This window comes from Rhodospirillales bacterium (assembly GCA_023898785.1).
GTDB lineage: Bacteria > Pseudomonadota > Alphaproteobacteria > Micavibrionales > Micavibrionaceae > TMED27.
Map to the genome: position 1 here is coordinate 317,937 of CP060239.1, position 16,115 is coordinate 334,051.

At 51.2% G+C, this 16,115-nt stretch carries 15 protein-coding genes; 6 read left to right on the forward strand and 9 right to left on the reverse strand.

The window, feature by feature from the left end; genetic code table 11:
* Positions 1-119 precede the first annotated feature (119 nt).
* Both tnpA and H6859_01695 read right to left on the reverse strand, forming a co-directional pair.
* Positions 120-548: an IS200/IS605 family transposase gene (gene tnpA / locus H6859_01690; protein ID USO05942.1), complete on the reverse strand. Its 429-nt coding sequence runs from the start codon at positions 546-548 to the stop codon at positions 120-122.
* 167 nt (positions 549-715) lie between these two features.
* A complete protein-coding gene (locus H6859_01695) occupies positions 716-2,734 on the reverse strand; it encodes a 1-deoxy-D-xylulose-5-phosphate synthase (protein USO05943.1) in 2,019 nt (672 codons plus the stop codon).
* Between the two features lie 114 nt (positions 2,735-2,848).
* On the opposite strand from H6859_01695, the gene H6859_01700 reads away from it, so the two are divergent.
* Entirely contained in the window at positions 2,849-3,466 is a 618-nt protein-coding gene (locus tag H6859_01700) for a hypothetical protein (protein USO05944.1), read from the forward strand.
* Between the two features lie 6 nt (positions 3,467-3,472).
* Here H6859_01700 and H6859_01705 read toward each other — a convergent pair whose 3' ends face one another.
* The 4 genes from H6859_01705 to H6859_01720 form a co-directional block, all read right to left on the reverse strand.
* Positions 3,473-4,387, reverse strand: coding sequence for a polyprenyl synthetase family protein (locus H6859_01705; protein USO05945.1), 915 nt, complete (start codon positions 4,385-4,387; stop codon positions 3,473-3,475).
* A 183-nt stretch (positions 4,388-4,570) separates the two neighbouring features.
* Complete coding sequence (locus H6859_01710; protein ID USO05946.1) at positions 4,571-4,816, reverse strand: exodeoxyribonuclease VII small subunit; 246 nt, start codon at positions 4,814-4,816, stop codon at positions 4,571-4,573.
* Between the two features lie 43 nt (positions 4,817-4,859).
* Positions 4,860-5,444, reverse strand: a complete 585-nt coding sequence (locus H6859_01715) for a D-sedoheptulose 7-phosphate isomerase (protein USO05947.1) — start codon at positions 5,442-5,444, stop codon at positions 4,860-4,862.
* A gap of 17 nt (positions 5,445-5,461) precedes the next feature.
* Positions 5,462-6,208: a hypothetical protein gene (locus H6859_01720; protein ID USO05948.1), complete on the reverse strand. Its 747-nt coding sequence runs from the start codon at positions 6,206-6,208 to the stop codon at positions 5,462-5,464.
* A 54-nt stretch (positions 6,209-6,262) separates the two neighbouring features.
* Here H6859_01720 and ispH point away from each other — a divergent pair, with 54 nt between their 5' ends.
* From ispH to H6859_01740, 4 genes are all read left to right on the forward strand, one after another.
* Entirely contained in the window at positions 6,263-7,252 is a 990-nt protein-coding gene (gene ispH / locus H6859_01725; GenBank protein USO05949.1) for a 4-hydroxy-3-methylbut-2-enyl diphosphate reductase, read from the forward strand.
* A gap of 18 nt (positions 7,253-7,270) precedes the next feature.
* Complete coding sequence (locus tag H6859_01730; protein USO05950.1) at positions 7,271-8,074, forward strand: ATPase; 804 nt, start codon at positions 7,271-7,273, stop codon at positions 8,072-8,074.
* Complete coding sequence (rnhA, locus tag H6859_01735) at positions 8,071-8,502, forward strand: ribonuclease HI (GenBank protein ID USO05951.1); 432 nt, start codon at positions 8,071-8,073, stop codon at positions 8,500-8,502. The genes H6859_01730 and rnhA overlap by 4 nt, the downstream gene beginning before the upstream one ends.
* Before the next feature lie 523 nt (positions 8,503-9,025).
* On the forward strand, positions 9,026-10,723 hold the full coding sequence (locus H6859_01740) for a S8 family serine peptidase (protein USO05952.1): 1,698 nt from the start codon (positions 9,026-9,028) through the stop codon (positions 10,721-10,723).
* A 16-nt stretch (positions 10,724-10,739) separates the two neighbouring features.
* Here the strand turns inward: H6859_01740 and H6859_01745 are convergent, their stop codons facing one another.
* Positions 10,740-12,815, reverse strand: coding sequence for a PBP1A family penicillin-binding protein (locus H6859_01745; GenBank protein ID USO05953.1), 2,076 nt, complete (start codon positions 12,813-12,815; stop codon positions 10,740-10,742).
* 114 nt (positions 12,816-12,929) lie between these two features.
* On the reverse strand, positions 12,930-13,463 hold the full coding sequence (locus H6859_01750; protein ID USO05954.1) for a GNAT family N-acetyltransferase: 534 nt from the start codon (positions 13,461-13,463) through the stop codon (positions 12,930-12,932).
* Between the two features lie 162 nt (positions 13,464-13,625).
* On the opposite strand from H6859_01750, the gene H6859_01755 reads away from it, so the two are divergent.
* Positions 13,626-14,792: an acyltransferase gene (locus H6859_01755; GenBank protein USO05955.1), complete on the forward strand. Its 1,167-nt coding sequence runs from the start codon at positions 13,626-13,628 to the stop codon at positions 14,790-14,792.
* On the opposite strand, the gene mgtE is transcribed toward H6859_01755, so the two are convergent.
* The gene (gene mgtE / locus H6859_01760; GenBank protein ID USO05956.1) at positions 14,712-16,106 is read right to left on the reverse strand and encodes a magnesium transporter; all 1,395 of its coding nucleotides are present in this window, start codon (positions 16,104-16,106) and stop codon (positions 14,712-14,714) included. The genes H6859_01755 and mgtE overlap by 81 nt on opposite strands.
* Between the last annotated feature and the right edge of the window lie 9 nt (positions 16,107-16,115).

The following is a 16,115-nucleotide window of genomic DNA, read 5'->3' on the forward strand; positions in this document are numbered from 1 at the left end:
TAAGCACAGGCCAATAGAATTAACGTTAGTGGCGCAACATCTGTGAATATGAGGGCTAGTAGTAATAGATACCCACGGGTAAACCCGTGGTTCTATGGGGCTGCGCCGCGCTTTGCGCATTACAATTCCTCGCGGAATTGACCTGAATCCCGGTGTCCTTGACGTTCTACATAACGGCGAATAACGTGCTCATCAACGCCTACGCTGCTTACGAAGTAGCCCGGCGACCACACAATATTTTCCTTCCAGTAAACTTTGGCAAGAAAATCAAACCGCTTGTGCAAGGCGCTCGCCGATTGGCTTTTCATCGTGCCCATAACAGACGCTATTGCGTATTTCGGGGGTATCACCATGACCATATGCAGGTGATCCTGATCAAAGCCAATCGTCTCTATCGTGACGCCGGGCATACTTCGACACAGCTTGAGAAGAACCCTGTGCACGTATGCACAGACACCAGGCTTCAGGACCCTCCGGCGGTATTTGCAGACCCAAACCACGTGATATTCGAGGCGGTAAGCGCTGTGCCCAGTCGTAATAACTTCCATAACGGAAACAACATACCGCCTCCGGGCTCATTCATCCACGGGTAAACCCGTGGTGTTCTGTCCTACGGACCGCATAAAATTAAAGGAATGACGATTTTTGCATCGTCTTTATCAAATTCGTATTCAAACTGTAAAAACTTTAATTTCATATGGATTGCTTCGTCATTTCATTCCTCGCAATGACGGAGGATGTGTTGGGCTGTCAGCCCTGCCTCTTCGTACTGTTTTGTGGGGTCATTGTGGTCCTGGAAGGTGTCGGGGAGGTGGAGGGTTTGGATGATTGGAATGTTGGAATGTTGGATATTGGAATCGTTATGGATGTATTCCAGCACCATGCTGCCAAAGCCGCCGCGGGAGCCTTCTTCGATGGTGATCAGTGTATGGTGGTTGGTGGCTAGTGATTGGATGAGATCGGTATCCAGCGGTTTGGCAAATCTTGCATCGGCCACGGTGACGGTTTGGCCTTTTTCTTCGAGCTGTTTGGCGGCTTTTAAACATTCCTGAAGGCGGGTGCCGTAGGATAAAATCGCTATGGATTGCTTCCCCCGGATCAGGTCCGGGGTCGCAATGACGGGAGAGGCGTAAACAATGCGGCCTTTGCCCAGTTCTACGGGGTTGTCGTCCTCGGCGATGGCCTCAAGCGCTTCGCCGCGGGGATAGCGCAGGGCGAGCGGGCCGTCGTCGTAGTTTGCCGCGAAGGTGACCATTTTTTTCAGATCTGCCGCGTCGGAAGCGGCCATGAGCGTCATATTCGGGATGCAGCCCAGATAGGCAATGTCGAAAGAGCCGGCGTGGGTGGCTCCGTCTGCGCCGACCAAACCGGCGCGGTCGATCATAAAACGTACTGGCAGGTTCTGGATGGCGACGTCGTGGATGACCTGGTCGTAGGCGCGCTGGAGGAATGTAGAGTAAATCGCAACAAAGGGTTTGTAGCCTTCGGCGGCCAGCCCGGCAGCGAAGGTGACGGCGTGCTGTTCGGCGATGCCGACATCGAAGGTGCGCTCTGGGAAGCGGGCGGCGAATTTATCAAGGCCGGTGCCGTCGGGCATGGCGGCGGTGATGGCGGTGATTTTGTCGTCATTCTCGGCGCATTTTATGAGTTGTTTGGCGAAGACGCTTGTGTGGCTGGGGGCGCGGGCGTCAGATTTGACTTGTTCGCCGGTGATAACGTTGAATTTTTTGACGCCGTGCATTTTGTCGACGGCGTTTTCCGCTGGGTGATAGCCTTTGCCTTTTTGGGTCAGGGCATGGATGAGGATAGGGCCGTTATGATGGCTATCGCGGACATTGCGTAGGATGGGCAAAAGCTGGTCCAGGTCATGGCCGTCTACGGGGCCGATATAGTAAAATCCCATTTCTTCAAAGAGGCTGCCTGAGCCCAGATGCGTGCGGGCGGATTCTTCGGCGCGTTTGGCAGCATGGCGCAGGGGCGCGGGCATGACGTTCATCAGCTTTTTTCCCGCTTCGCGCGCGCCGATATAGGTTTTCGAGGATACAAGTTTGGTCAGATGGTGGCTCATCGCGCCGACGGGCGGGGCGATCGACATTTCATTGTCGTTGAGGATGACGATAAGGCGATTTTTGTGGGTTCCGGCGTTGTTCATAGCCTCAAAGGCCATGCCGGCGCTCATCGCGCCGTCGCCGATGACAGCGATGACGTTTTTATTGTCGCCCGACAGGTCTGAAGCGACGGACATGCCAAGGCCGGCGGAAATGCTGGTTGAGCTGTGGCCCGCGCCGAAGGGGTCGTACGCGCTCTCGGCTCTCTTGGTAAAGCCGGACAGACCGCCGCTCTGGCGCAATGTATGGATGCGGTCTTTGCGCCCGGTGATGATTTTATGCGGGTAGCATTGGTGGCCGACATCCCAGATCAGGCGGTCTTCGGGGGTGTTGAAGACGGCGTGGATGGCCACGGTCATCTCAACGACGCCGAGCCCGGCACCAAGGTGCCCTCCGGTCTGGGAGACGGCCTCAATCGTGGCGCGGCGGAGTTCCTGGGCGAGGGTATGGAGATCCGTGTCGGAGAGGGTTTTGAGGTCGGCAGGGCGCTCGACGCGGGATAACACGCTAGCGTCATTGCGAGGAGGAGCAACGCTCCGACGTGGCAATCCAGTTTTTTCTCTCTGGATTGCTTCGTCGCTATCGCTCCTCGCAATGACGGTTCGTTTTTTCTGTGCCTGTGCCATAGGGGGAAGTTTTAACGCAAAGGGGACAAAGGACGCAAAGGTTATTTTTTGTTGACATAATGATTGATGGGGGGGGGTAGAAGGTTCTTGTTTTCAAGTTCATGGAGGTTTTTTATGTTTAAAAAATTGCGAGAAAAGATTTCTAAATCGATAAGCGGATTGTCAGAGGGTGCGAAAACAGGCTTGTCTATTTATGCGGCCCCTGTATTTCCGGCCATTCATGCTGCGGCTGATTTTCCTGCTTTCAAGGAGCACTGGACAACGACTGTTGACGAATACGACGGGGTGCGCCCTGCAACAAGAAGTGAGATGATAAACCGTGTGTTGATTGGTTCTTTGATGACGGCAGTCTGGACGGCGGCGGCTACCGGGGTGGCGAATATTGCTGATAATGCTTATACCGACAAGGAGCATGCCCAGAAGATTGATGTGGTTGTTTCCAGTATAGCCTGTAAACCTACTCAAGAAGAAGGGCGTGCTTTTTGCGGTTCTGGTACAATCTCTGCAACGTCCGGGTTTTTGCCCTGGGTTGGAAAAGATGCCGCAAATGTTGTTGTTGTAGCAGAAAAAAAGGTGCAGCAAGGCTTTAATGAGCACGGTTTGGCTTTAAATGTCTGTGAGAGCAAGCAATACGCGACCTTTCCCATCGATCAAGGCTTTGTCGCGAATGACGATGAAACGCCGTATGTCGCGGTTTCCACAAACTGTCTGGATATGGCGTTGGAGCGATAGTATTGCTTAAGCGCGGCGCTCCAGCACATAATCGGCCAGTTCGGTGAGCATTTTTTCGCGGCCTTCGAAGATTTTCAGGTGGCGTTTGGCCTGACCGATAATCATTTCAGCGCGGGCGCGGGCTGTGTCTTTTCCTAAAGTTGAAACGAAGGTGGCCTTGCCGGCGTCTTCGTCTTTGCCGGTGTCTTTGCCGGTGTCTTGCGGATCAGCTTCAACATCAAGAATATCGTCGGTGACCTGAAAGGCGAGGCCGAGGTCGTGAGCGTAGTTGCACAGGGCTTTGCGTTGCGGGTCGCTGGCTTTGCCGAGGATGGCTCCGGCTTCGCAGGCGAAGGCCATGAGTTTGCCGGTTTTCATGCGTTGCAGGCGGGATATTTCACCAACGTCGAAATTTTCCTCTTCTTTTTCCGCGATGAGGTCGAGCATTTGTCCGCCAACCATGCCGTGGCCTCCTGCTGCGTGGGCCAGTGCGGTGATGAGTTCGCAGCGTACATGCGGATCGGGGTGTGTTTCCGTATCGGCGATAACTTCGAAGGCCAGGGTGAGCAAGGCGTCACCAGCGAGAATGGCGGTGGCTTCGTCATATTTTTTGTGGACGGTTGGATGGCCGCGGCGCAAGGATGCATCGTCCATTGCAGGGAGGTCATCATGGATGAGTGAGTAGCAGTGAACAAATTCCAGAGCGGCGGCAACGCGGCGCGCGCGCGATGAGGGAACATTGAACAGGAAGGCAGATTCCATACACAGGAATGGGCGCAGACGTTTTCCGCCGCCGAGAGTTCCGTGGCGCATGGCTTCATAAAGCGGGGCTTCGGGTAATTCCGTTTCGGGAAGAAGGCGTTCAATCGTCAGATTGACGGCTTGAGCAACTTCGTCCAGGGCGTTTTGGAGTTGGGGGGAGGCGCTTCTCGGTGATGGCATTTTGTTTTCCTTTTAAAGTTTAACCGCGAATACACGCGAATTGACGCGAATAAAATTAACCACAGAGGCACAGAGTTAAAAAGAGGTGAAAGAGTCTGAATATAAAAAATCTCCTTAAACTCATTCTGACTTCTTAAACTCTGTGGTTTAAAATTCGTGTTTATTTGTGTTCATTCGTGGTTTCTATTCTTTGTTATCCAGAGGCTCAGTTGCAATTGTCCCGTCTTTGTCGACGGTGATTTTTTCGATTTTTGCCTGGGCATCGCGGAGCCGCGTTTCGCAGTGTTTTTTGAGGGCGATTCCGCGTTCGTATGCCGTGATGGATTCTTCAAGAGGGGCCTGGCCGGTTTCGAGGCTGCGGACAATGGCTTCCAGTTCTCCCAGAGCGTCTTCGAAATTCAGGGATTCGATCGATTTTGTGTTTGTCATGGTGGAAAGGATTGTATGTGAAAAATGCTGCTTTCTCAAGCCTCTATTCGACGAGTTTTAGTTTTTTCTCTAGGGCGCCACACAGCATATGGCCTAGAATGATGTGCATTTCCTGGATGCGGGCGGTGGTATCTGAGGGGATGATGATGAGCGTATCACACAGGCCGGGCATTTTGCCGCCGTCACGGCCAGACAGGCCGATGGTTTTGAGGCCTTTTTCGCGCGCCATTTTGAGGCCGCGCAGGATGTTTTCACTGTTGCCCGAGGTGGAGATGGCGATGGCGACGTCGCCGGGGTCTCCGAGGGCTTCGACTTGCCGGGAAAAGAGGTGATCGAAGCCGTAATCATTGCCGATGGCGGTGAGTGCGGAGGTGTCGGTGGTCAGGGCTATGGCGGGAATGGGGGCGCGGTTATTGATGTAGCGTACAGTGAGTTCGGTGGCAAGGTGTTGGGCATCTGCCGCGCTGCCGCCATTGCCAAAGAACAGTATTTTCCCTCCGCTTTCAATAGACTGGATGCAAGTGTTTAGTGTTTGCTCGAATTCATTTTTGAGTGTGGCGAAGGTTTTTTCTAAGGCGGCTTGGTGGTCCGCGGCTTCGCTGATCCAGAATTTTTCAAGTTCAAACATAAGCAAGGCCTGTTTTTTTATGGTGTGATGGTTATGGGTTTGCCAATATAGGTATTGTCTTTTGCTGCTTGTTCCTGTGCGTTTTGGGCTCCAGATTCAAAGGTACTCTTTTTCATTTTTTGGGCCTGGCGCAGGAGCTTTTCTTCAGCTTCTTTCTGAGCGATTTCATCGGCGATTGCTTTGCGGTTGAAGGTCAGTTGGTCCGGTGTGAGCTGGAAGCCAACGAGGACTTTATAGCGTGCGCCATGGTCTTTGTTTTCGATCGGGATGATTTGGCGCAGTTTTTCGGTGTAGGTTTGCGTGGTTTGGCCAGGCTCATAGCTTAAAGATGCGGTGAAAATTTCTTTGGCGAGAATTTCGCCTCTGGCCGATGTGATGGCGACGAAAAACGGGTAGGAGAAAGAGCCCGGCGCTTTTCCCTGCGGTCCGAGCTCGCCGGAAAAGTTCATGCTCAGGTCGATGGTGACGGCGCGTTCATCATAGTTGCAAGCGCTTTGCATGTTGGTGATCTCGACGCTGGAGATGAGGTTATAATCGCTTTGGTCCGTGATTTCGGTGAATTCGGAGAGGGACTGGAGTTCAGGAACGGCTTCCACAGATGGGCAATTGCCGCTGTAGACGAGTTGTTGTGCGCTGGTGGCGGTTGAGTTTTTAAGGGCGGGGAGTTTTATGGATTCAAGGTCTTTGACGACTCCATCGAATGTTTGGCAGGCGGAAAGTCCCAAAAAACAAATACCAAGGGCAAAAAATCTTAAAGGTTTCATTTGCTGTATCCCGATGCTAGAAAGCTTGAATGTCTAAGCAGCTTACGAGAGCGTATGACGCAAAGCAAGAGTATGATGGACAATAAACGTAAAGTAACGATTTTACTGGCGGCGCCGCGGGGGTTTTGTGCAGGCGTGGATCGGGCTATTCAGATTGTTGAGATGGCGCTGGAGAAATATGGCGCGCCGGTTTATGTGCGGCATGAAATTGTGCATAATAAATTTGTTGTCGATAGTTTGAAGGCCAAGGGGGCGGTGTTTGTTGAGGAACTGGACGAAATTCCGGCGGATGCGCCGGGGGATCAGCGGCCAGTGATTTTTTCGGCGCACGGGGTGGCGAAGTCTGTGCCGGAGGATGCGCAGGCGCGAGCTATGTTTTATGTGGATGCGACATGTCCTTTGGTGAGTAAGGTTCATCGGGAGGCGGAGCGGTATTTTGAGGCTGGGCATCAGATTATTCTTATTGGGCATAAGGGACATCCAGAGGTGATTGGGACGATGGGGCAATTGCCTGATGGCGCTGTTTTGCTGGTTGAAACGCGGGCGGATGTTGAGGCACTATGTGTTCAGGCTCCTGAAAATCTGGCGTATTGTACGCAAACGACGTTGTCGGTGGAGGATACAGCAGATATTGTGGCGGCGCTTCAGGCAAAATTTCCGGCTATTTGCGGGCCGCATAAGGAAGATATTTGTTATGCAACGACGAACAGGCAGGAAGCGGTGAAGGCTATCGCGCCGCAAAGCGATGCGGTGATTGTTATCGGCGCGCCGAATTCGTCAAATTCCAACCGGCTGGTGGAGGTTTCGAGTCAGCATGGTTGTGCGAAGGCGTTGTTGGTGCAGCGGGCGAGCGATATTGACTGGGGCTGGATGGAGGGTGTGCAAACGTTGGGGATTACGGCCGGGGCGAGTGCGCCGGATGCGTTAGTGGATGAAGTGATTGAAGCGGCGCGGGCGCGTTTTGATGTTTCTATTCGTGAAGTGGCGATTACGCAAGAGAATGTGAATTTTAAGCTCCCTAAAATTTTAGAGCAGGCCGCATAAACAAGGAAAGAGAGCCCCATGCCTATTACGGTTTCTGAATTTAACGATATTGAGCGCAAGGTGATTACGCTGATGGGAATGTCCGGCGTTGGGAAGACATATCTTTCGAGTATGCTGGCGAGGCAGGGCTGGTATCATTATTCGTGTGATTATGAGATTGGAACGCGGTTTTTGGGCGATGAAATTGTGCAGACACTGGGCGTTGAAAATACCATTACACGCGGTGATATTTCGCAGCTTTCAGATTATGTCGGACGGTTGGGGAACCCTGATAAAGGGGGAATGTCTCTGGAGGAGTTTCGGCGACGGCAGAATGCGTATTTTAATGCGGAGTGCGCGGCATTGGCAAGGTTGCCTGAGCGTGTGAGGTTGGCGCATGAGCAAGGTATTATGCATGTTGTGAATGATTCCACAGGTTCTATGTGTGAGATTGATGACAAGATTTTGCTGGATATGGTCGATGAGAATTCATTGATTGTTTATATCAAGGCTAGCCCTGAAGAAGAAAAGGTGGTTTTAGAGCGTGCAAAAGCTTATCCCAAGCCGTTGTTTTATTCGCCGGAGCGGTTTGATCGCTGGTTAAGTAAGTATGAGCAAGAGGAAGGCGTTGAAGTGGTAGAGGATATTGATCCTGATAACTTTTCGCGCTGGGCGTTTCCGCGGCTTTTTGAAAACCGTTTGCCGAAATATCAGTTTATTGCAGATAAATACGGGGTGACGATTCCTTCGGAGGCGTTTCGCGGTGTGGAGAGTGAGGCGGCGTTTTTGGACGTGATTGTTGAAGGGTTGCATAAGCAAGAGGCTATGAAGCGGCGCGCATGAGCAAGGTTGTTGAAATCTATACTGATGGAGCGTGTTCCGGCAATCCTGGTCCTGGGGGCTGGGGGGCGGTGATGCGCTGGAACGGACATGAGAAGGAATTGTGCGGGGGCGAAGCGGAGACGACGAATAACCGTATGGAAATGATGGCGGTGATTCAGGCTTTGAAAGCGATTAAGGGGCATCCGAAGATTGAGATTTATACCGACAGCAAATATGTGATGCAGGGGATTACCGAATGGCTGGATGGGTGGAAGGCCAGAGGATGGAAAACAGCGGGAAAGAAGCCGGTCAAGAATGTTGATTTATGGCAGCGGATGGACGAACTGGTTTCCCGGCATGATGTTACGTTTCACTGGGTGAAGGGGCATGACGGGCATCCGGAGAATGAGCGGGCAGATTCGCTGGCAGTTGCGGGGATACCGCAATGACCAACTTCAATCTCTTTCAGGTTTAATTCCTCGCCGCTTACGGCGTAATCGTCATCGCGAGCGAAGCGATCCAGTGCCACAAGGATAAATTCTGGATTGCTTCACCACCTTTGGCGGTTCGCAATGACGTGGTACCTCGCCCCTTGGGGCGGGGGTGTTCATTTGCAGGTATTTGCTTTCTTTTTAGGCTTGTTCACTTGGCTTTGTGCGGGTTTGGGGCGTTTTAGCTGTGTATTAATGAAGTGTTAAGATTCATCGGCAGATGATGGTTGCAGAGCCATTTAAGCCATAGCCGGGAAGGTTTAATGTTGATCCAATCACTCCATAATGTGGGTTAAAATAATTAATTTGCTATAAATATTAATAAAATTTTACATAAATTCAGTTTAATATATTAGAAGGGAAGGGGATATATTATTACGTTTTTAGGAAAAGCAAAATAATAACAATGTTTTATATATCCTTTCATATGTTAAGGCGTTTGTTTTATATGCATAGTAAATAAGCTGGGTTAGTGATTTTTATGATTATTGAAGAACAAAGTATCGAAGAAACTGATAACGCACATGATAAAGAGGTTTCTACTGAACAAACTGCTGTGATTGATAATACCAGTTCTCAAGATGCGGCAATGTCCGAGAACAATAGCGTTGTCAATAATATTAAAAATTTTAGCAACCTGGATTTCATAAAAGCTGCGGGCACAGATCAGGAAAATGGCGATGGTTTCGATAGACCTTCGTCTATAGAACTTAATAGTTTTGGTTCTACTTATCTGGGCACACAGACAGTTTATGAAAATTTTGTATCGCTGGGGCAAATTTTCAAAACCATTCCTCTCAATTTAAGAGCACAGCCTGCGACACAACTGCGGCTTTCGAGCTACAACAGCATTCTGAAAAACCTGAAAGAGGTAGATGTTTTCGAACAGCCATATCAAGATGGAAAAATATCAAGCCAGCGCCCCGACACTTTTGAAAACGACCTATACCAATCGTCGAACACAATTGGCAATGTTATAGGACTGACAAACATCTCTCATAAAGAAAGTGACGGAACCAACACATCAGAAAACCCGACTGATACCGGACCTGCACAAGTTATCATAGGCATTATTGATCAGGGCGCGTATGCCAGCCAATTTTCTAACAATGATTATTTGTATATCAATGAAGGGGAAACACCGGGCGACGGTATTGACAATGACAATAACGGCTATATTGATGATTATACTGGCTATAGCTTGGTAAACAATAGCACAACGGATACCGAGCATGCGGGTCCTGAGAATAATGGCTGGATTCCCTATCCTGTAATGACGCATGGTGTAGGCATGACGAATAACGTGATTGATCAGTTGAATGCGGCGGAAACGATTACAGGAACGGCGCCAGACGCTAAAATCATGACTCTTAAATTTACAGAAACAAATTTGGGTTCATATTTTGGTGTAACGCGGGCTATAGAAGCCGGGCTGGAAAACGGTGCTCGTATCTTCAGCTTGAGCTTCAGTGTTGATTCAGAGTCTTATTTTAATCTGTGGTCGGACATGCTCGCACCTCATGATGCCGTTCTTGTCACGTATGCGGGTTCTTCCGGTGTTGATTCCGGAGAGCCGGAATCCGGGGAAATGCATGCAGATAATATCATAAAGGTTACCCGCATTCAGAGCGATGGGAGTAACTTCTTTTCTGGAGACGGTATCGAATTCGTCGAGGAGAGCGGCGCGCATTCCTCCTCTATCTCGATAGTTGCCGGCAAGGTCGCCGCTATATGGGCGCAGGACCCGGATATGAGCCTCACCGATGTTCGCTTTGCGCTTGAAAAATCAGCCTCTCAGGATGTGCCGATTCTGGTTAATAACGGCGCAGATACGGCCACGCAGTATGGCATAATCGATCTTGCGACGGCCATTGATATCGTGCAGAACGGAAAGATAACCCTCATTGATGGCAATTCCTTCACAAACCCTGAGCAGATTATCGGTTTTAATGAAGTCATGGATCGGATAGACATTTCAGATGTCCTTGACGGCTATGATCTGGTTGACGATGCAATTGCAGACTTTCTGCAAATTACTGATAATGGCATGGATTCAACGGTCTATGTTGATGCTGATGGCGGTGGTGATAATTTCCAGGCGGTCGCGCTTATCTTGGGCGTCACAGGTCTGACTGACGAGCAAGCTCTTGAAGCTTCAGGTAATATTATTACGGTTTAGGATTCAGATTCACAGATTAATCGTTATAGCGGAGGGATTCTTTGAGTGAGCGTTTTCTGCCTTCGCCGGTGGCTGGCTGGATATTTCCCAAAGTTTGCATGTGGAGTTCTTTGTCTCTTTCCGAGCGAAAGAAGAGGCTGCCAAGGAGTTCTTCGAAGCCGGAAGCCGGGGCGAAGTCGCTCTGGTTCATTTGCGGGTATTGACCGGCGGCGCGGCGCATGACGCTGGCCCAGATTTGTGCCGGGAAGCTGCCGCCTGTGACGTGTTTCATGGGGGAGTTATCATCGTTGCCAAGCCAGACGACGCCGACGAGTTCGCGTGTGAAGCCCATGAACAGGGCATCGCGGCTATCGTTGCTGGTGCCGGTTTTTCCAGCAGCAGGAAGGCCGATTTGGGCGGCGCGGCCTGTGCCGTATTCCATGACGCTGTTCATCATAGAGGTGAGGTTCTGGATGTTATGGGCGGCGAATACGCGTTTCATTGTGCGATGGGGCGGGCGTTGATAATAAAGCTCGCCGGTGTCTTTGGATATGATTTTTGTGATGCCGAAGGGTTCAACTGCGTAGCCTCCATTGGCAATGGTGGAGTATGCGGTGGCCATTTCCAGTAGTGTAATGCCGCTGGAACCGAGGGCCAGAGAAAGGTCCGGTTCAAGTTCTGAGGTTATTCCCATGCGCTGCGCGGTGTAGATGACGGCTTCAGGGCCGGTTTCCTTCATGAGTTGGTAGGACACGGTGTTCAGGGAGTAAGTCAGGGCTTCTTCAAGCGTAACTTCGCCGTAATATTTGTTGCCGAAATTCTTCGGGCGGTAGCGTCCACTGGTGATGGGTTTATCCATGATCAGACTTTGCGGGTCCCAGCCTTGTTCGAGGGCGGTGAGGTAGACTAGCGGTTTAAACGAGGAGCCAGGCGGTCGCTTGGCTTGTGTGGCGCGGTTGAACTGGCTTGATGAGTAATTGCGTCCGCCGATGAGGGCGACAACGGCGCCATTGGGGCGCATGACGATCATGGCGCCTTGGGAAATAGAGCGCTCGCTTCCATTTTTTTCTATGGTTGTGGAGACGGCGTCTTGTACGTATTTCTGGATTTCAGGGTTTAGTGTGGTTTCGATGATCAAATCTTCGCTCGGTGTGCCGATGAGCTCGTCGAGTGAATCGACGATCCAGTCTGTGTAGTAGCGGTCGGCCAAAGCGTCTGTGGGTTTTTGTGTCGGTTTGGGAGGGATGGACTTATCGCCTTTGGCTTGTGTTTGTGTGATGTAGCCCGCGTCGACCATAGCATTTAGAACAACTTCGGTGCGTTGTTTGGAAAGGCTGGGGTTGCGCAAGGGGGAGTAGCGTGACGGCGCCTTGAGCAGGCCGGCCAGCGTTGCGCATTCACGCAAGGTAAGGTTTTTGACCGGGGCCTTGAAGTAGAGCCTGGCGGCGGCATCAACGCCGTAAACGCCGGAGCCGAGATATACGCGGTTAAGATAGGCGGAGAGAATTTCATCCTTGGTGAGTTCGTATTCCAGCCACAAGGCGAGCATGGCTTCCTGGATTTTGCGTTTATAGGTGCGTTCCTGGGAAAGAAAGAGGTTTTTGGCCAGTTGCTGAGTGATGGTTGAGCCGCCCTGGGCGACTCGGCCTTCTTTGATATTCACAAACATTGCGCGGGCAAGGCCGAGCGGGTCGAGGCCGGGGTGGTGGTAAAAGCGGCGGTCTTCAATGGCGAGCACGGCCTGGACGAGATAGGGCGGGATGTCTTCGACGGTGACTTTGTTGCCGACAATTTCGCCATAGCGCGCAACGGTGGAGCCGTCTATGGCTTTGACGATGATGGCGCGTTTGCGTTCAAAGCTGGCGTCTTCGGTGATGGCGGGGAGTTCCTGGGCATAATATGCGAACAGTCCGGCCAGTGCGATTCCCGCCCACATTCCGATTACGAAGAGCCATTTGGCAGCAAAACGCAGGCGTGAGGTTTTTTGCGCTTTTGTTTTGCGCGCGGGTTTACGCGTTGTTTTGCGCGTGGCTTTGCCTGTGCTTTTGCTAGCGGGCTTACGCGTTGTTTTGCCTGTGGTTTTGCGTTTTGACGGTGTCTTCTTTTTAGCCATATGCCTTTATACGGATATGAAAAAAACATGCAAGTTTTGTATTACCGGATCTCTGCTGTTTAAGCGTTCGTCTTCGCTATGCTTCAGCGAGACGCCGCAGGGATGACCTGAAGGTCAATTGCAATTCAGCCAGTAGCGGAGTCGGGACGGGAATTTATCGGTTTCGGGGGTTTCGTCTTCGAATTCACCGCCGCAGAATTCAACAATGCGGATACCTTCCTTGTTTCTCGGGTTGAGTGTGATTAAAGCCCGGTCGATGCCAAGGTAGCTTACGTAAGGCATGCCTTTGTGCAGGATTTTTTTGCCGAAACCTTTGCCGCGCATTGAGGGGCGAATGACAAAATTGATATGTCCGCCCCATTTTTCCAAATGCCAGTTGAGGCGTTGGCGGATATTGAAGGTGCCGATATATTTGTCTTCTTTGACTAGCCAGAGGATTGTTTCGGGGACGGGTTCGGCCCAGTCAGAAAAAGTTTTGTGGAGGTGGCGGCTGCCTTCATTAAGGTCGTCCACAAAGGTTTCGAAGTCTTTTTCAAGCTCTGCATGGTCGAGGAACTGGTAGCGGCCTTCGGCGTGGAATTCGTCTAAAGCTTCGAGGAAGCTTTCTTTATATTCAACGGCTGGTTTTACAAGTTTGGATGCGGACATAAAATTTCAGGACTATTTTTAAAGATTATTGGGTTAACGTTATAAAATCGCTACACTTCATGTGTTGGGCTATTGTTTTATTCATCAACGTTAAAGAGTGTATTTGGGTCTGTGCTTTCTCACTTTTCAAATCGAATTGCTGTTTTGGATGGCCTGCGGGCCATGGCAATTGTTTTTGTTTTACTCCGTCACTCAGTCAGACCCTTCTGGTCTGATTTAAGCACTCCTTATATACCAATTGGCGGGCTTGATCTAGGGGCGATTTTTATCAATGGCTGGGTGGGTGTGGATCTTTTTTTTGTGCTTAGCGGGTTTTTGATTAGTTCGCATTTGATCCGTTCATTTGAAAAGCGCCGGACGCTTTGGTCGGTGCTGTATAATTATGCGCCGCGCCGGTTCTTTCGGATTGCGCCGGTGTATTACCTTGTGCTGACGCTTGCGGTTTTCGGAGCGTTTCCCTATTTCCCTTATCCGGAGAGTTATGAGGGGATAGGCTGGCGTTATGCGTATCATCTTGTGTTTATGCAAGATTACTGGCCTTCGGATATTATTGCGGTTTTCTGGTCGCTTGCGATTGAGATCAAGTTTTACCTGCTGGCGCCGTTTTTGATTTGGGGGGTGTTGAAGCTCTCAGATGATCGGGCGCGCATTGCGGTTATAGGTTTGTTGATTTGTTCCCAGCCTTTGGCGCGGGGTTTGTTTGCGCCGGAGATTAGCGGATATGAAGAGTATTTTTTATCTATTCGTACGCGGTTTGATTGGTGTTTGGACGGGTTGTTGATGGGCATGCTGGCGGCATTCTTGTTGCATAGCGCAGCGGTGCGGGCAGTTTTATTAAAACCTGTTGTTTCGGGCGCGTTGTTTTTTTTTGGGGTGCTTTTGATTTTAGGGCTGAGTTTGCCCGGCCCACTGGTGGATCTGGATGTAAGCAGGTTTGATATTGTCTGGTTGGCCTTTTTGATCTCGGCTGGTTTTGCGGCCATGCTTTTGGGGTTGCTGGGTGAGTGCCCGGGGCATGGTTTATTTGAAAAGCGCGGTTTTAGTTTTATTGCGCTGATTTCTTATAGTTTATATCTGGTTCATTTACCGCTTCTTTATCTGGCTGAAGTGATGGCAGAGAGGGTTGTGGATTTTGCAGATATGAGTGAACGGATGGGATATGTGGTGTATTTACCGTTTTTTGTCGTGCTGTGTGTGTTTGTTTCGACGCTGCTTTATGTGTTTGTAGAGCGACCATTTATAGTTTGGTCAAAGAAGAAATACAGCCGCAAGGCCGAGGAAGGCGAAGAAGCCGACGACGTCGGTGACGGTGGTCAGAAAGACGGTTGATGCGACAGCCGGGTCTGCCCCGGAGCGATCCAGAAGGACGGGGATGGCTGCGCCGAAAATTCCGGCGACAAACAGGTTGATGATCATGGCCATGGCGATGACGAGGCCGAGCATGGGGCTTGCAAACCAGGCGGCGGCGATTATGCCGGTGATAAATGCGAAGGCGAGGCCGTTGAGCGAGCCGACGATTGTTTCTTTCCAGATGATGCGCGCGGTGTTGGTTTCGGACAGTTCTTTGGTGGCCAAAGCGCGCACGGCGACGGTCAGGGCTTGCGTGCCTGCGTTTCCGCCCATGGACGCAACGATGGGCATGAGCACAGCGAGGGCGACGATTTCCTGAATTGTGGCATCAAAGAACGAAATTACGAGTGAAGCGAGAATGGCGGTGAGCAGGTTTATGAACAGCCAACGAAAGCGTGTGCCAGTGGTGGAAAGTACGGCGCGGTAAAGGTCGCCTTGATCGACCCCGGCGAGTTTGAGCAAGTCTTCCTGCGCTTCTTCGTCAATAACGTCGATGACGTCGTCAATGGTGATAACGCCGAGCAGACGGTTGTCGTTATCCACCACGGGTGCTGAGACAATGTTTTCGCGTCGGAAAAGGTGGGCGACTTCTTCCTGATCCATGTCGGCGGGAACGGGGTGGGTGTCTTCCATTGTCAGGTCTTCGATTTTGCCAGCACGGCGTGCCCGAATGAGTTTGTTTAGCGGGACATGGCCTTTGACGTGGTAGGCGGGGTCGATGACGAAAAGGTCGAAGAAGTCTTCGGGCAGGTCGGAGGCGGCGGCGCGCAGATAGTCTATGGTTTTGCCAACGGTCCAGAATTGCGGCACAGCGACGACTTCGCGTTGCATCAGGCGTCCGGCACTTTCTTCAGGGAAGGAGAGACCTTCTTCGAGGGCGACACGAGTTTTGGCCGAGAGTTTGCGGATGATTTCTTTTTGAAAATTCTCGTCGAATGTTTCAATAAGGTCGAGTGCGTCATCGCTTTCCAGAGCCGCAATAATCGCGGCGACTTGTGCGGCGGGCATTTGTTCTAGGGTGGTGCGGCGAAGCTCTGTATCCATTTCAGAAAAGACATCCGCCTCCAGCGTGTCGCCGTACATATGAATGATTTCATGACGGTCTTCGGGGGGCGCTTTGGCGAGAAGCTCGGCGGTATCGGCAGAGCTTAGTTCTTCCAGAACCGCGTGGATGGTATCGGAGTCTTCAGCGTGCAGGGCGTTTAGCGCGTGGCGGATTTCGTCGTCGCTGAGTGTAAAGCTGACGTCTTCGGTGGTTGTGTTTTCAGCCGTTTTGTCGTGTTCATCTTGCATGCGGGCTGG

What these genes read in the sequence shown, in the direction of transcription:
- H6859_01745 (USO05953.1), bottom strand. Translation starts at nt 12,815, where the DNA reads ATGGCTAAAAAGAAGACACCGTCAAAACGCAAAACCACAGGCAAAACA.
- rnhA (USO05951.1), top strand. Translation starts at nt 8,071, where the DNA reads ATGAGCAAGGTTGTTGAAATCTATACTGATGGAGCGTGTTCCGGCAAT.
- H6859_01715 (USO05947.1), bottom strand. Translation starts at nt 5,444, where the DNA reads ATGTTTGAACTTGAAAAATTCTGGATCAGCGAAGCCGCGGACCACCAA.
- H6859_01740 (USO05952.1), top strand. Translation starts at nt 9,026, where the DNA reads ATGATTATTGAAGAACAAAGTATCGAAGAAACTGATAACGCACATGAT.
- H6859_01700 (USO05944.1), top strand. Translation starts at nt 2,849, where the DNA reads ATGTTTAAAAAATTGCGAGAAAAGATTTCTAAATCGATAAGCGGATTG.
- H6859_01755 (USO05955.1), top strand. Translation starts at nt 13,626, where the DNA reads ATGGCAATTGTTTTTGTTTTACTCCGTCACTCAGTCAGACCCTTCTGG.
- tnpA (USO05942.1), bottom strand. Translation starts at nt 548, where the DNA reads ATGGAAGTTATTACGACTGGGCACAGCGCTTACCGCCTCGAATATCAC.
- H6859_01720 (USO05948.1), bottom strand. Translation starts at nt 6,208, where the DNA reads ATGAAACCTTTAAGATTTTTTGCCCTTGGTATTTGTTTTTTGGGACTT.
- mgtE (USO05956.1), bottom strand. Translation starts at nt 16,106, where the DNA reads ATGCAAGATGAACACGACAAAACGGCTGAAAACACAACCACCGAAGAC.
- H6859_01705 (USO05945.1), bottom strand. Translation starts at nt 4,387, where the DNA reads ATGCCATCACCGAGAAGCGCCTCCCCCCAACTCCAAAACGCCCTGGAC.
- H6859_01695 (USO05943.1), bottom strand. Translation starts at nt 2,734, where the DNA reads ATGGCACAGGCACAGAAAAAACGAACCGTCATTGCGAGGAGCGATAGC.
- H6859_01730 (USO05950.1), top strand. Translation starts at nt 7,271, where the DNA reads ATGCCTATTACGGTTTCTGAATTTAACGATATTGAGCGCAAGGTGATT.
- H6859_01750 (USO05954.1), bottom strand. Translation starts at nt 13,463, where the DNA reads ATGTCCGCATCCAAACTTGTAAAACCAGCCGTTGAATATAAAGAAAGC.
- H6859_01710 (USO05946.1), bottom strand. Translation starts at nt 4,816, where the DNA reads ATGACAAACACAAAATCGATCGAATCCCTGAATTTCGAAGACGCTCTG.
- ispH (USO05949.1), top strand. Translation starts at nt 6,263, where the DNA reads ATGACGCAAAGCAAGAGTATGATGGACAATAAACGTAAAGTAACGATT.